The organism is Streptomyces sp. 135, from assembly GCF_020026305.1.
Taxonomy (GTDB): Bacteria; Actinomycetota; Actinomycetes; order Streptomycetales; family Streptomycetaceae; genus Streptomyces.
This window is the reverse complement of record NZ_CP075691.1, coordinates 1,556,827-1,570,935: the sequence shown is the minus strand read 5'-3', so window position 1 is coordinate 1,570,935 and position 14,109 is coordinate 1,556,827. Positions and strand designations below refer to the sequence as shown.

Here is a 14,109-nt window from a genome sequence, read left to right as displayed (position 1 = left end):
ATGAGCCAGGCGCAAGGCAACGAGCACGGCGACCACGCGGGTCCCGCCGTGCCGCAGACCCGCACCGCACGCCACCGCCGGATCGTGGACATCCTCAACCGGCAGCCGGTGCGCTCCCAGAGCCAGCTCGCGAAGCTGCTCGCCGACGACGGTCTGAGCGTCACCCAGGCGACGCTCTCGCGGGACCTGGACGAGCTGAACGCCGTGAAGATCCGCAACGCCGAGGGCGACCTCATCTACGCGGTGCCGAGCGAGGGCGGTTTCCGCACCCCGCGCGCGCCGCTCGGGGAGTCGGCCAAGGAGGAGCGGATGCGGCGCCTCTCCGCGGAGCTGCTGATCTCCGCGGAGGCTTCGGCCAACCTCGTCGTGCTGCGTACGCCGCCGGGCGCCGCCCAGTTCCTGGCGTCCGCCATCGACCAGGCCGAGCTGCACGACGTCCTCGGCACGATCGCGGGCGACGACACGCTGATGCTGATCAGCAGGGAGCCGGCGGGCGGCCAGGCGCTGGCGGACCACTTGCTGCGGCTGGCCTCCAACGAGTGACCCCGGGCCGCGCCCGGCCCGTCCTCAGCTGCCGGCCGGGCGTGCACTCCTGCGCGCCATCCACGCCGCCACCAGCGCCCCCGAAACGTTGTGCCACACCGAGAACACCGCCGAGGGCAGCGCGGCCAGCGGGCTGAAGTGGGCCGTGGCCAGGGACGCCGCGAGGCCCGAATTCTGCATGCCGACCTCGAAGGCCATGGCGCGGGACGCGGGCGGGCCGAGGCGGGCCAGCTTGCCCGCGCCGTAACCGAGCGCGAGGCCGAGGCCGTTGTGCAGGAACACCGCGAGGAACACCAGCGCCGCGGCCGACTTGATGGCCGCGGCACTGCCCGCGACCACGATCGCCACGATCGCGGCGATGGTCAGCGCCGACAACCACGGCAGCGCGCCGAGCACCCGGTCCACGTACCGTCCGAAGAGCAGCCGCACGACCAGGCCGCCGAGCACCGGCAGCAGCACGGTCTTCAGGATGTCCGTGACCATCGAGCCCGCGTCGACGGGCAGGTACTCGCCCGCGAGCAGCAGCGTCAGCGGCGGCGTGACCAGCGGCGCGAGGACGGTCGAGACGGTGGCGACCGACACGGACAGCGCCACGTCGCCGCGCGCCAGATAGGTGACCACGTTGGACGCGGTGCCGCTCGGCGCGCAGCCGACCAGGATCACTCCGGCCGCCAACTGCGGTGACAGGCCGAGCGCGTGGGCTATCAGCCAGCCGAGGCCCGGCATGATCACGTAGTGCGCGACGAGCCCGAGCGCCACGGCCCAGGGCCGCTTGACGACGCCCTGGAAGTCCAGCGGGGTCATGGTCAGCCCCATGCAGAACATCACCACGCCGAGCAGGTACGAGACGCTCGTGCGCCCGCCCTCGAACGCCCCCGGCACGGCGAGGCCGAGGGCGCCGGCGGCCAGCACGAGGACGGGGAAGACGGTGACGGCGCGGCGGGCGGCCTTGTCGGCGCCGCTCGTGTCGTCGGCGGGATGAGGGATCGTCTGTTCGGGTCGCACGGCGCGATGCAACGCTCCGCCCCCGCACGCGTGCAACCCCGTCTCGGTATGTGGTCGTTACACGGAGAGTGGGCGCATGGTTCAGACGGTGGAGGGCGGCAGGGGGAGCGGCAGCCCGGGGAGCCCGTCGATGCTCTGCGCGATGAACTCCTTCTTGTCGAAGTAGGCGTTCAGCGAGGCGTCGTCCTCGCGCGCGAAGCGCTTGGCGTGCAGATCGCGGTCCTCGTCGTACGTCATGAAGGGCACCGCGTACCCGCAGGTGTCGCGGACGAGGTCGGCCGTCACGACGATGATGGCGCGCAGGCCGTGCGGCGTGGGGTCGATCCCGGGGAAGTGGCCGAGCAGATCCTTGAAGCGCGGGTCGTCACGGAAGACGGGCTCGCCGCGGCCGTGCACCCGCACGATGTTGGGCGGCCCCTGGAAGGCGCACCACATGAGCGTGATGCGGCCGTTCTCCCGCAGGTGCGCCACGGTTTCCGCGTTGCTGCCCGCGAAGTCCAGGTAGGCGACGGTCAGTTCGTCGATGACCGCGAAGGAGGCCTTGAGCCCTTTGGGGGAGAGGTTGACCGTGCCGTCACCGGAGAGGGGAGCGGTCGCCGTGAAGAACATCGGCTGTTCTTCGATGAAGGTGCGGAGCCGGCCGTCTATGCGTTCGTAGGTCTTTCCCATGGTGCCGAATTTATCCCCGAAATCCTTCGCCTGTCTAACGACTTCGGGAATTGACGAAGCATGCGGAGTTCTGCATACTCATGCATAACGCACATCGGTGAACCCGCAAGCGACAGCCCTGAGGAGCACGTGCAGTGAGCAGCAACAACGGCGGTGACGTCCGGCTCTGGGGCGGACGGTTCGCCGACGGGCCCGCCGAGGCCCTGGCCAAGCTGTCCGCGTCGGTCCACTTCGACTGGCGCCTCGCGCCGTACGACATCGCCGGTTCCCGCGCCCACGCGCGGGTGCTCCACAAGGCGGGCCTGCTCACCGAGGACGAACTGACCCGCATGCTGGCCGGGCTCGACCGCCTCGAAGCCGATGTGGCCGACGGCTCGTTCGTCGGCACCATCGCCGACGAGGACGTGCACACCGCCCTGGAGCGCGGCCTCCTGGAGCGGCTCGGCCCCGACCTCGGCGGCAAGCTGCGGGCGGGACGCTCGCGCAACGACCAGGTGGCGACGCTCTTCCGGATGTACCTGCGCGACCACGCGCGGATCATCGGCGGCCTGATCGCCGACCTCCAGGGCGCGCTCATCGGTCTCGCCGAGGCGCACCCGGACGTCGCGATGCCGGGCCGCACGCACCTCCAGCACGCCCAGCCGGTGCTCTTCGCCCACCACGTCCTCGCGCACGTCCAGTCCCTCTCCAGGGACGCGGAGCGGCTGCGGCAGTGGGACACGCGGACGGCCGTCTCGCCGTACGGCTCGGGGGCGCTGGCCGGCTCGTCCCTCGGCCTCGACCCGGAGGCGGTCGCCGCGGACCTCGGCTTCGAGCGCGGCAGCGCGGGCAACTCCATCGACGGCACGGCCTCCCGTGACTTCGTCGCGGAGTTCGCCTTCATCACCGCGATGATCGGCGTGAACCTCTCGCGGATCGCCGAGGAGATCATCATCTGGAACACGAAGGAGTTCTCCTTCGTCACCCTCCACGACGCCTTCTCGACCGGCTCGTCGATCATGCCGCAGAAGAAGAACCCGGACATCGCAGAGCTGGCGCGGGGCAAGTCGGGCCGCCTGATCGGCAACCTCACGGGGCTGCTCGCCACGCTGAAGGCGCTGCCGCTCGCGTACAACCGCGACCTCCAGGAGGACAAGGAGCCGGTCTTCGACTCCTGCGACCAACTGGAGGTCCTGCTGCCCGCCTTCACCGGCATGATGGCGACGCTCACCGTCCACCGCGAGCGCATGGCGGAGCTGGCCCCGGCCGGTTTCTCGCTCGCCACCGACATCGCCGAGTGGCTGGTCAGGCAGGGCGTGCCGTTCCGTGTAGCGCACGAGGTCGCGGGCGAGTGCGTGAAGGTCGCCGAGGCCGAGGGCAAGGAGCTGGACGACCTCACCGACGATCAGTTCGCCGAGATCTCCGAGCACCTCACCCCCGAGGTCCGCACGGTCCTGAACGTGCCCGGCGCCCTCGCCTCGCGCGACGGCCGCGGCGGCACCGCTCCCTCGGCGGTCGCCGTCCAGCTCGCGGAGGTCAAGGCGGACCTGGCGGCGCAGCGGGAGTGGGCGGCGGCGCGGAAGTGACGGCCGTGCGGGGGTGACGGCCCGCGTGGGTGACGAAGGGCGTCGCGGGTTACGTTGGCGGGGGAAGATCGCCTACGACCACGAGGAGCCCGCGATGCCCTTCGCCCGGCTGGCCGCGGCCACGACCCCGACCGCGCGCATAGGGATCGGCCTCGCCGCCGTCGGCAGGCCCGGCTACATCACGCTGGGCCGCGAGAGCGACCTGCCGCCGTCCCGCAGCGTCGAGGCCCTGCGCGAGCGCACCTTCGAACTCCTCGACGCCGCGTACGCCTCGGGGGTCCGCTACGTCGACGTGGCGCGTTCGTACGGCCGTTCCGAGGAGTTCCTGGCCGACTGGCTGCATGCGCGGCCCGACAACCGTGACGTCGTCGTCGGCAGCAAGTGGGGCTACACGTATACGGCCGACTGGCGTACCGACGTCGAGGGCCCGCACGAGGTCAAGGACCACAGCGTCGCCGCCTACGACCGGCAGCGCGCGCAGAGCGCCGGGCTGCTCGGCGACCGGCTCGACCTCTACCAGATCCACTCCGTCACGCCCGAGAGCCCGGCGCTCACCGACAAGGAACTCCACGCGCGCCTCGCGGGGCTGGCGGCCGAGGGAGTGACCGTCGGCCTCTCGGTGAGCGGTCCCGGGCAGGCGGCGGCGATCCGCGCCGCCCTTGAGGTCACCGTGGACGGTGAGCCGCTCTTCCGTACGGTCCAGGCCACATACAACCTCCTGGAGCCCTCGGCGGGGCCCGCGCTCGCCGAGGCGCACGACGCGGGTCTCACCGTCATCATCAAGGAGGGCATGGCCAACGGCCGGCTCGCCGCCCCGCAGGCGCCCGCCCCGCTGCGCGAGGTCGCCGAGGGGACCGGGTTCGACTGCGACGCGGTGGCGCTCGCGGCCCTGCTCCGCGAGCCGTGGGCGGGGGTCGTCCTGTCCGGGGCGGCCACCTCGGTCCAGCTCGTCTCCAACCTGCACGCCGCCGCCGTGGACCTGGACGCGGACCGCCTGGAACGCCTCACGGGGCTGGTGGAGGAGCCGGGGGAGTACTGGGCCCGACGCGCGGCCCTGCCCTGGCACTGACGCCGCCCTGGGACCCTCTGAGACATATCCGTCTCAATAGGATTATGGTTGTCTCATGTCAGTCGATCGCGACCAGGTACTGCGCAGCGCCGCGGCCCTGCTCACCCGCAAATCCACCTCCACGATGGACGAGGTCGCCCGCGCCGCGGGAATCAGCAGGGCCACCCTCCACCGCCATTTCGCGGGCCGTGACGCGCTCGTACGCGCCCTGGAGGAGCTGGGGCTCCAGGAGTGCGAGGCGGCCCTGGACCGGGCGGGGCTCCGGGACGGCAGCGCGCAGGAGGCCCTGCGGCGCCTGGTGAAGGAGTTCGAGCCCGCCGCCGGGCTCCTCGCGTTCCTCTACACCGAGAACCAGCTCTTCGAGGGGGAGACGCAGAACGAGGGCTGGTCGCGGATCGACGCCCGCCTCGCCGCGCTCTTCCGGCGCGGCCAGGAGAGCGGCGAGTTCCGCATCGACCTGACGCCCGCCTGGCTCACCGAGGCGCTCTACGGCCTCATCGGGTCGGGCGCCTGGGCCGTGCAGGACGGCCGGGTGGCGGCCAAGGACTTCTCGTACATGATTGCCGAGCTGCTGATCGGCGGCGCACGGCGGAGAGTGGAGTCATGACCAGCACCCACCAGCGGGCCGCCGGGGCCGACGTGGAGCGCGGCCCCGGCCGCTGGCTCGCGCTCGCCGTGCTCGTCCTCGCCGTGCTCCTGGTCGCCGTCGACGCGACCGTGCTCGGCCTGGCGACGCCGTACATCAGCGAGGACCTCAAGCCCTCCGGCACCCAGCTGCTGTGGATCGGCGACGTCTACTCCTTCGTCATCGCGGGACTGCTGGTCTCCATGGGCAGCCTCGGCGACCGCATCGGCCGCAAGAAGCTGCTGCTCACCGGCGCCGTCGCCTTCGGCGCGGTCTCCGTCCTCAACTCCTACGCCACCAGCCCGGAGTTGATGATCCTGGCCCGCGCGCTGCTCGGTGTCGCGGGCGCGACCCTGATGCCGTCGACGCTGGCGCTGATCCGGAACATCTTCCACGACCCGCGCGAGCGCAGCCTCGCGGTCGGCATCTGGGGCGCCATGGCGTCCGCGGGCGCGGCCGTCGGGCCCGTCGTCGGCGGCTTCCTGCTCGAACACTTCTGGTGGGGTTCGGTCTTCCTCATCAACCTGCCGGTGATGGCGGTCCTGGTCCTCGTCGGCATCAAGCTGCTCCCCGAGTCGAAGAACCCGGCGCCGGGCCCCTGGGACCTGGTCAGCGTCGTGCTCTCGCTCATCGGCATGATCGCCGTGGTGTACGCCATCAAGGAGGCGGCCGCGCACGGCCTGCGCTGGGACGTCGTGGTGGCGGCGGTCGTCGGCGCGGCGGCGCTCACCTGGTTCGTACGCCGCCAACTGACCCTCGACGCGCCGCTCCTGGACATGCGGCTCTTCCGCAACCGCGGCTTCTCCGGGGCGGTGCTCGCCGACCTGCTGACCGTCCTCGGCCTCTCCGGTCTGGTCTTCTTCCTCTCCCAGTTCCTGCAACTGGTGCAGGGCAGGCGGCCGTTCGAGGCGGGCCTCGCCGAACTGCCCGCCGCGGTGGGCGCGGTGGCGGCGGGTCTCGTCGCGGGCGTGGTGGCGCGCCGCTTCTCCGTCCGTATCGTGGTCGCGGGCGGGCTGGCGGCGGTCGGGCTCTCGCTCGCCGCGCTCACCGGCCTGAGCCAGTCCACCGGCTATCCGCTGCTCGGGGCTTCGCTGCTGGTCGTCGGCATCGGCGCGGGCTTCTCGTTCACGGTGACCGCCGACGTCATTCTCTCCAGCGTCCCCAAGGAAGAGGCGGGCGCGGCCTCCGCGGTGTCGGAAACGGCGTACGAACTGGGCGCGGCGCTCGGCATCGCCCTCCTCGGCTCCATCGTCACCGGCGTCTACCGCGACTTCACGGCCCCACCGGGCACCCCGCCCGCCGTGGCGTCGGCGTCCCACGAATCCCTGGGCGGCGCCGTGGAGTCGGTGGCGGACCTGCCGCCCCACCAGGCGGACGCCCTGCTGGCAGCGGCCCAGACGGCATTCGTCGACGGCCTGAGACTGGCGGCGACGGCCGGCGCGGCGGTCCTCCTGGCGACGGCGGTAGCAGCGTGGTTCCTCCTGAAGGGCCAAAAACTCGCAGAAACCCCAGAAGACCCCTGACCACCGCCAGCCCCGCAAGGGGCGCGGGGAACTGCGCGAGCAACCCCCACGCACCCGCACGAAGTCACCGGCAGGGGCCCCGTAGGGGGCGCGGGGAACTGCGCGAGCAACCCCCACGCACCCGCACGAAGTCACCGGCAGGGGCCCCGTAGGGGGCGCGGGGAACTGCGCGAGCAACCCCCACGCACCCGCACGAAGTCACCGGCAGGGGCCCCGCAAGGGACGCGGGGAACTGCGCGACCAGCCCCCACGCACCCGCAGACGAACCGCCCCCACCCTTCCCCAGCAACCCGCAACCCACCACCCGCAAAAACACGGAACGCCCGCCCCGGCCCGGAGGGCAAAAGCCCCCCCCGCACCGACACGGGCGCACCACCAAACCGCCCAAGCCCCGCAGGGCTACGCCGCTTTGGCCTTCGTCGCATACATGTCCACATACTCCTGCCCGGACAGCTGCATGACCTCCGTCATCACGGAGTCCGTCACCGCCCGCAGCACATAACGGTCACGATCCATGCCGTCGTACCGCGAGAACTCCATCGCCTCGCCGAAACGAACCGTCACCTTGCCCGGCCGCGGCACCCCCTTGCCGCCGGGCTGAAGCTTGTCCGTGCCGATCATCGCGAACGGCACGACCGGCGCCCCCGTCATCAGCGTCAGCCGCGCGATCCCCGTACGGCCCCGGTACAGCCGCCCGTCGGGCGACCGCGTGCCCTCGGGGTAGATGCCGAAGACCTTGCCGTCATCGAGAATGCGCCGACCCGTCATCAGCGCGGCGACACCGCCACGCCCGCCGTCCCGGTCCACCGGAATCATGCCGACGCCCGTGAAGAACCACGCCATCAGGCGGCCCTTGAGGCCCTTGCCGGTGACGTACTCGTCCTTGCCGATGAAGAACACCGGACGGTTGGTCACGAGCGGCAGGATCATCGAGTCGATGAACGTCAGGTGGTTTCCGGCCAGAATGACGGGCCCGGTCCCGGGAATGTTCTCGGCGCCTTCTACCCGTGGGCGGAACATCAGGCGCAAGATCGGTCCGAGCACTGCCTTGATGAGCGCTAGACGGGACAACAGGCCCTCCGGTGTCAACGGGTCGACGACGAGTAGGTGACGAGTAAGTGCAGGTGAGTACGGTACTCGCGGGTCACCGCCGTTTGCACATCGGGTTCACGCACCCGATACGCAGTGTTGACACGGCCCTGTGCCACGTCGCCCCGGGGCGTGGCCCGTGCGACGACCGTATCCCCGCGGGAACGGTGTGGCCCGAAGTAGTGGTCCTTGTCACCCACACACTTCTCTCTGCGTAGCGGCCCTTCCGCACGGGCCGCAGCCTCCATGGTGCGCCCATTCGCCATGCCGCGTCACCCCGCCGTTCCGTCCAGGGTCTCCCACCCGTCACTCGCGGCCACCTACGATCAGTCCCGCTTTGTCAGGTGCAAGGCGGATGCACAACGGGAGGAGCGCCAATGGCGACGCAGGAGTCGGGTCAGCAGCAGTCGGGGACGAGCCGGGGGCGTCGAGCGGTACTGGGGGCTGCGCTCCTCGGCGCGGGCACCGCCGCGGTCGGTCTGCCCACGGTGGCGAGAGCCGACGAGCGGCACGGACCCGGGCACGGCGGATACGAGAGCCTGCCGAAGCCGACCGTCGTCGCGCACCGGGGGGCCAGCGGCTACCGGCCCGAGCACACGCTCGGCTCGTACCAGCTCGCCCTGGACATGGGCGCCCACGTCATCGAGCAGGACATCGTCCCCACCAAGGACGGCCACCTCGTATGCCGTCACGAGAACGACATCACCGGGACGACGGACGTCGCCGCGCGCCCCGAGTTCGCCTCCCGCAAGACCACCAAGTCCGTGGACGGCGCCAAGCTCACCGGCTGGTTCACCGAGGACTTCACGCTCGCCGAGCTGAAGACGCTGCGCGCCAAGGAACGCATCCCGGGCACCCGCCAGCGCAACACCCTCTATGACGGCCGCTGGGACGTGCCCACCCTCGAAGAGGTCTTCGAGTGGGCCGAGAAGCAGGGCCGCAAGCGCGGCAAGCCGATCTGGCTGCACATCGAGACCAAGCACCCCACCTACTTCCGTGGGCTGGGCCTCGGCCTCGAAGAGCCGCTCGCCAAGCTCCTGCGCCGCTACGGCCGCCACAAGAAGAACTCGCCGAACTTCCTCCAGTCCTTCGAGCCGAGCAGCATCCAGCGCCTGGCCAAGCTGGTCTCCGCGCCGCGCGTCGTCCTTCTTTCCGGCGCCGCCAGCCGCCCCTGGGACTTCGTCGAGGCCGGCGACCCGCGCACCGTCGCCGACCTGATCAGGCCCGAGGGCCTGCGGTGGATGGCGCGCTTCGCGCAGGGCATCGGTCCGACGCTCGACCTGGTCATCCCGAAGAAGGCCGACGGCAGCCTCGGCACGCCGACCACGCTCGTCGAGGACGCGCACGAGGCGGACCTGATCCTGCACCCGTACACGATGCGCAACGAGAACACCTTCCTGCCCGCGAACTTCAGGAAGGGCACCGACCCGGCCGCCTACGGAGACGCCTTCGGCGCCCTCAAGGCCTACTTCGAGACGGGCATCGACGGCATCTTCTCCGACAACCCGGACACCGCGCTGCTGGCCGCCGCGGACTTCGACAGGGACTGAGCGGCGCCCCGTCAACGACTGGGGGAGCGCCCCCGGTTGGGGTGAGAGACGGCCGCTCCGGCAACCTCGTACCGGAGCGGCCGCGTCCCGCCGGGCATGACGTACGAGCTCATCCCCACGCTCATCCCCACCCTGCGTCCGCTGCTCGCCGCCGAGGCATCCGCGGAGGCACTCGACTCCGGCGCCGACGCGCGCGACCTGGAACAAGCCGTCTGGCTGCGCCTGCTGGAGCGCCTGGAGTCCGACGGTCCGCCCGCCGACCCGGCGCTGTGGCTGCGCGGCGCCGTCCAGTCCGAGGCGCGCCGCTCCCGCCGCACCAGCCGGCAGGAGGTGGCGTACGCGGCCGAGCCCGCCGACGACACCGACCGCGGCCCCGAGCAGCGCGCCCTGACCGCCGACCGGCACCGCACCCTGCACGCCGCGGTGCGCAGGCTGCCCGGCCGCTGCCCCCGCCTCATGGCCGCGCTGCTGTCCCCCAAGGACCTCACCTACCGAGAAATCGCAGGGGAGTTGGGAATGTCACAGGGGAGTCTGGGGCCGGAACGTTCCCGATGCCTGGGATGCCTGCGCAGAATGCTGGCGGCGGAGGTTGCAGCTCCTGAACCGCGGGGAAAGGAGCGTTAGACAACCGGTGGAGCAGGTGAGCGGGAGGCATGCACACATGGGCATGAGCGTGACCATCTCGGAGGCGACGGAAGCGGACGCCGAGCAGATCCTCAAACTGCAGTACCTCTGCTACCAGAGCGAGGCCGAGCTCTACGGCGACTACTCGATCGAGCCGCTGACCCAGTCCCTCGACTCCATCAAGGCCGAACTGACCACGGGCACCGTCCTGGTGGCCCGCCTCGGCGACGAGGTGGTGGCCTCCGTGCGCGGCACGGTCGACGCCGACGGCACGGCGCGGATCGGCAAGCTCATCGTCCACCCCAGGATGCAGCGGCACGGCCTGGGCGGCCGGCTCCTGAACGCGATCGAGCGACAGCTCGGCGCGGACGGCACCACCAAGAGCTTCCAGCTCTTCACCGGCCACCGCAGTGAACAGAACCTCCAGCTCTACCGCAAGCACGGCTACGCCCCCGTGCAGACCCGGCGGGTGAACGACCGGCTCACCGTCGTGACCCTGGCCAAGGACTCCGACACCCGCGCGTACGTGGCGAGCGCCTAGCGAAGCCACTGGCTCCCTGACACCGGCCGGCCGACGCGAACGCCCTCGTTCCAGGGCGCTCGCGTCGGCCGTCGGCATGTGTGCGGCGCCCGGCATCGATTTCCGCCGCGGTGCCACGCGGACATTTCGCCCGGCGGACCCGCCAGTTTCCCGTGCCGTTTCCTCGCGTTCCGTGATCCCCCGAGCCGCCCTGTCGCAGGGGACGGCTGATTCATAGGGCACCAAGTCGCCCCACGGAGCGCCACGCAGCCCCCGTGAAGCGCTTCCGCCCCTTGTTCCACGGGCGACCGGTGAATGGCCGGGAGTCGTCGCATGCGCATACGTTCAGTCACCACTGATGGCCTTGCGTCAGATATGTGTGTCCTGTGTCACGTTGACGCCCTTCGGCGGTGCCGGGAACGTTCCCGATGGTCTTGGAATCGAGGAGTTCGCAGCCAAGGTGCACGCCGCTCCCGAGGGATACGTCATGTTGTGGGGCAGCTGGAGCGGCTTCAAGAGAGGTTGATGACCAGGTGGGTAGAGGTGCCTATGGCGTGCGTCGCCATACGCAGTACGTGAGTGCCCTTGTGGTCCCGCTGCTACTGGGGGCCGTGGCATGCGGCACCGATTCCGGTGAAGGGGAGGAGCGGGACGGGGGAGCCGAGAAGGAGAGCGGTGCGCCGCAGCGGGAGGCAGGGCGGGCCGCCGTGCTGAAAGCCATGGAGCTCACCGGTGAAGACATCGGGCCGCGGCGCGAGATACGGGTCCTGGACAACGGGTTGGCCGCCGCGTACGGGAAGTCCGACTCCGCCGCCGACCCTGCCCGGTGCCGGCCGCTCGACCTCATGTCGTCCTACAGCTCCAGCCCCAAGCCGAAGGCGTTCCACCCCTACGCGGTCGTCGAGAAGGGGACCACGTATGACAAGCCGAAGGGAGAGGAACTCGTCGTCGGGCTCGCCGCGCACGACAACGCCGGGGCCAAGAAAGTGATGGCGGGGCTGCGCGACGCGGTGGCGAAGTGCGGCAAGGGGTTCGAAAGCGCCGAAGGGACGTACGGCAAGGTCGACGACTGGCCCGCCCAGGGCATCGGGGACGAAGCCGTCGCCTACGTGCTTCAGGGCGGCACGCACGGTGAGTTCGCCGCCGCCCGGTTCACCGTGGTGCGCAGCGGATCGACCGTCATCACGTTCCGGGCCACCGATCTGGAGGCGCCTTCGGAGCTGACAGCACCCGATCTCAAGCTTCTCGACGCCCAAGTGGAGAAGGTGGAGAAGGAGGAGGCAGAGCAAGGCGGGGGCCAGGGCTGATTCAGCGCCCCGCCCGGCCCGCCCGCCGCGCCCTCACCAGCCAGAAGATCGCCGTCACCGGCAGGATCACCGGAATGAAGAGGTAGCCCATCCCGAAGTCCGACCACACCGTGGCGTCGGGGAAGGCGGACGGTTCCGCCAGCGTCCAGGTACCCACGGCCAGCACGCCCACCAGCTCCGCGGCGCAGCACACCAGCGCCGCCTTGCGGGCCGTGTCGCCGCCGCGCACCAGCGAGTACGTGATGAAGCCGTAGACGAGGCCCGCGAGCGCCGACAGGGAGTACGCGAGCGGGGCCTTGTCGAAGTCCGTCGAGATCTGCACGGCCGAGCGCGACACCGCGCCGACGACCATCACGCCGTACAGCCACAGCAGCAGGATGCCCGGCCCCGTGATCAGCTTCTGGCGACCGTCGGCCCGCACGCTTCCCTTGGTGTCCGTCACCTCAGCCACCCCAGATGTCGTAGAGCCGTACCTGGAGCACGGCGAGGACCACGCCGCCCGCGGCGACCGTGAGCGAACCCCAGCGCGTGCGTTCGGCCAGTGACATGAAGCCCGCCGCCGGCACGCACGCGAAGGAGCCGAGCAGATACGCCACGAAGATCGTCGTGCCCTGCTCCGGGTCCTCGCCGCGCGCGAGCTGGACGATGCCGACGATCAGCTGGACCAGGGCCAGCAGGGTCACCACGCCCATGCCGATGAAGTGCCAGTCCTTGGTCGGCTGGTCCCGGTACGCGGCGAAACCGCACCAGGCGGCGAGGGCGAGCGCGGCCACGGCGGTCGCGATCGTCAGGGCAACAAGCATGTCCGTGACTTTATTACGGGCCCTTTGACCCGATGCGCCTGCCCCCGGAGTGCCCGTGCGCGTGCCCCCGGCGTGCCCGTGCGCCTGCCCTGTGGTGCCCGCGCGCCCACACCCCGGAAGACCCGGCCGGTCGGGCCCAAGGCCCCCGCAAAGCGGCCCGAGGCGCCCCGTACGCTCGGACACCATGAAGATCCAGGCTGAAGCGCTCCTGTTCGACAACGACGGCACCCTCATCTCCTCCCTGGAGTCGGTGTACCGCTGCTGGACACGGTGGGCGCGGGAGTACGGGATCACCGCCGAGGAATTCGCCCGTGTAGAACTGCACGGCCGCCCCGCCGCCGAGATAGCCGCCGACCTGCTGCCTCCGGAGAAGGTCCCAGCGGCCGTCGTCCGCATCGAGGAGCTGGAGGTCTCGGACGTCGCCGGCGGCGTCGAACTGCTGCCCGGCACCCGTGAGCTCCTGGAGTCGCTGCCCGCGGACCGCTGGGCCGTGGTCACCTCCGCGACCCGCGTCCTGGCCGAGGCCCGCCTCGCCGAGGTCGGCATCCGCCCCGGCCTGCTGATCGCCGCCGACGACATCACGCGCGGCAAGCCCGACCCCAAGCCCTACCTCCTCGCGGCCGAGAAGCTCGGCGTCGACCCGGCGCGCTGCGTGGTCTTCGAGGACGCCCCGGCAGGCCTTCAGGCCGGACGGGCCGCGGGCATGACCACCGTGGCCTTGGCCACAACCCACGACGCCGCCGAGCTGTCCGCGGACGTCCTGGTCAAGGACCTCTCCGCCGTGTCCGCGCAGGCCACGGACGAGTTCGTGGAGATCGATGTCGCCGGCTGACCGCCCCGCCCGCACCGCCCGGCCCCGTCCCACCGCTGTCCGCTATACGGACAGCGGTGGCGGGCCGTGACCTCACGCGTGTTTTACTTGGGCCCATGACCACGACGAGCAGCCGCACCCTTGCGACCGAGGCGACGATGACGCCCGGTGCTCGTTGTATGTGTCGAATGTGCGCCTTCTGAGGGCCCCCGCACCACGAAGAGCCTCGCGCCCCGAAGCGAAGCCGCTGTGCCGCACCCCCTGCACGACGTACGCGACGAAAGAGCCGTACTGACGTAGGAAGCGAGCCTGCCCCGCGCACACGTCCTCCGGTTCCTTTCGCCACCGCGAGAACCGTGCCGCGTTCCGAACGAATGCCCCGTGCCCGGCGACACCCGCGCCGCGC

15 protein-coding genes are annotated in these 14,109 nt (G+C 71.0%); 10 read left to right on the top strand and 5 right to left on the bottom strand.

Annotation, left to right across the window (positions count from 1 at the left end; genetic code table 11):
• Window positions 1-543: an arginine repressor gene (locus tag KKZ08_RS07010; protein WP_223773610.1), complete on the top strand. Its 543-nt coding sequence runs from the start codon at window positions 1-3 to the stop codon at window positions 541-543.
• A gap of 24 nt (window positions 544-567) precedes the next feature.
• Here KKZ08_RS07010 and KKZ08_RS07005 read toward each other — a convergent pair whose 3' ends face one another.
• Together KKZ08_RS07005 and KKZ08_RS07000 are read right to left on the bottom strand one after the other, a co-directional pair.
• Window positions 568-1,548, bottom strand: coding sequence for a bile acid:sodium symporter family protein (locus tag KKZ08_RS07005; RefSeq protein ID WP_223773609.1), 981 nt, complete (start codon window positions 1,546-1,548; stop codon window positions 568-570).
• An 81-nt stretch (window positions 1,549-1,629) separates the two neighbouring features.
• Window positions 1,630-2,217 (bottom strand): pyridoxamine 5'-phosphate oxidase family protein, encoded by a 588-nt coding sequence (locus KKZ08_RS07000; protein ID WP_223773608.1) that lies wholly within the window; start codon window positions 2,215-2,217, stop codon window positions 1,630-1,632.
• Between the two features lie 134 nt (window positions 2,218-2,351).
• On the opposite strand from KKZ08_RS07000, the gene argH reads away from it, so the two are divergent.
• From argH to KKZ08_RS06980, 4 genes are all read left to right on the top strand, one after another.
• Window positions 2,352-3,782 (top strand): argininosuccinate lyase, encoded by a 1,431-nt coding sequence (gene argH / locus KKZ08_RS06995; protein ID WP_223773607.1) that lies wholly within the window; start codon window positions 2,352-2,354, stop codon window positions 3,780-3,782.
• 94 nt (window positions 3,783-3,876) lie between these two features.
• Window positions 3,877-4,851, top strand: coding sequence for an aldo/keto reductase (locus tag KKZ08_RS06990; protein ID WP_223773606.1), 975 nt, complete (start codon window positions 3,877-3,879; stop codon window positions 4,849-4,851).
• Between the two features lie 55 nt (window positions 4,852-4,906).
• Window positions 4,907-5,458, top strand: coding sequence for a TetR/AcrR family transcriptional regulator (locus KKZ08_RS06985; RefSeq protein ID WP_223773605.1), 552 nt, complete (start codon window positions 4,907-4,909; stop codon window positions 5,456-5,458).
• Window positions 5,455-6,999 carry an MFS transporter gene (locus KKZ08_RS06980; RefSeq protein ID WP_223773604.1) on the top strand — a complete coding sequence of 515 codons (1,545 nt, stop codon included), beginning with the start codon at window positions 5,455-5,457 and terminating at the stop codon, window positions 6,997-6,999. Before KKZ08_RS06985 ends, KKZ08_RS06980 begins: the two co-directional genes overlap by 4 nt.
• A gap of 399 nt (window positions 7,000-7,398) precedes the next feature.
• Here the strand turns inward: KKZ08_RS06980 and KKZ08_RS06975 are convergent, their stop codons facing one another.
• Window positions 7,399-8,088 (bottom strand): lysophospholipid acyltransferase family protein, encoded by a 690-nt coding sequence (locus KKZ08_RS06975; RefSeq protein WP_223773603.1) that lies wholly within the window; start codon window positions 8,086-8,088, stop codon window positions 7,399-7,401.
• Between the two features lie 377 nt (window positions 8,089-8,465).
• On the opposite strand from KKZ08_RS06975, the gene KKZ08_RS06970 reads away from it, so the two are divergent.
• The 4 genes from KKZ08_RS06970 to KKZ08_RS06955 all read left to right on the top strand — a co-directional run bounded on the left by KKZ08_RS06970 (window position 8,466) and on the right by KKZ08_RS06955 (window position 12,089).
• Window positions 8,466-9,638, top strand: coding sequence for a glycerophosphodiester phosphodiesterase (locus KKZ08_RS06970; RefSeq protein ID WP_223773602.1), 1,173 nt, complete (start codon window positions 8,466-8,468; stop codon window positions 9,636-9,638).
• A gap of 96 nt (window positions 9,639-9,734) precedes the next feature.
• Complete coding sequence (locus KKZ08_RS06965) at window positions 9,735-10,262, top strand: sigma-70 family RNA polymerase sigma factor (RefSeq protein WP_223773601.1); 528 nt, start codon at window positions 9,735-9,737, stop codon at window positions 10,260-10,262.
• A 37-nt stretch (window positions 10,263-10,299) separates the two neighbouring features.
• The gene (locus tag KKZ08_RS06960; RefSeq protein ID WP_223773600.1) at window positions 10,300-10,803 is read left to right on the top strand and encodes a GNAT family N-acetyltransferase; all 504 of its coding nucleotides are present in this window, start codon (window positions 10,300-10,302) and stop codon (window positions 10,801-10,803) included.
• Window positions 10,804-11,357: 554 nt separating this feature from the next.
• A complete protein-coding gene (locus KKZ08_RS06955; RefSeq protein ID WP_223773599.1) occupies window positions 11,358-12,089 on the top strand; it encodes a hypothetical protein in 732 nt (243 codons plus the stop codon).
• A gap of 1 nt (window position 12,090) precedes the next feature.
• Here the strand turns inward: KKZ08_RS06955 and KKZ08_RS06950 are convergent, their stop codons facing one another.
• Together KKZ08_RS06950 and KKZ08_RS06945 are read right to left on the bottom strand one after the other, a co-directional pair.
• The gene (locus KKZ08_RS06950) at window positions 12,091-12,540 is read right to left on the bottom strand and encodes a hypothetical protein (RefSeq protein WP_223773598.1); all 450 of its coding nucleotides are present in this window, start codon (window positions 12,538-12,540) and stop codon (window positions 12,091-12,093) included.
• Window positions 12,533-12,892 carry a hypothetical protein gene (locus KKZ08_RS06945; RefSeq protein ID WP_223773597.1) on the bottom strand — a complete coding sequence of 120 codons (360 nt, stop codon included), beginning with the start codon at window positions 12,890-12,892 and terminating at the stop codon, window positions 12,533-12,535. Before KKZ08_RS06945 ends, KKZ08_RS06950 begins: the two co-directional genes overlap by 8 nt.
• A gap of 184 nt (window positions 12,893-13,076) precedes the next feature.
• Here KKZ08_RS06945 and KKZ08_RS06940 point away from each other — a divergent pair, with 184 nt between their 5' ends.
• Window positions 13,077-13,724 carry an HAD family hydrolase gene (locus KKZ08_RS06940; RefSeq protein ID WP_223773596.1) on the top strand — a complete coding sequence of 216 codons (648 nt, stop codon included), beginning with the start codon at window positions 13,077-13,079 and terminating at the stop codon, window positions 13,722-13,724.
• Window positions 13,725-14,109: the final 385 nt, after the last annotated feature.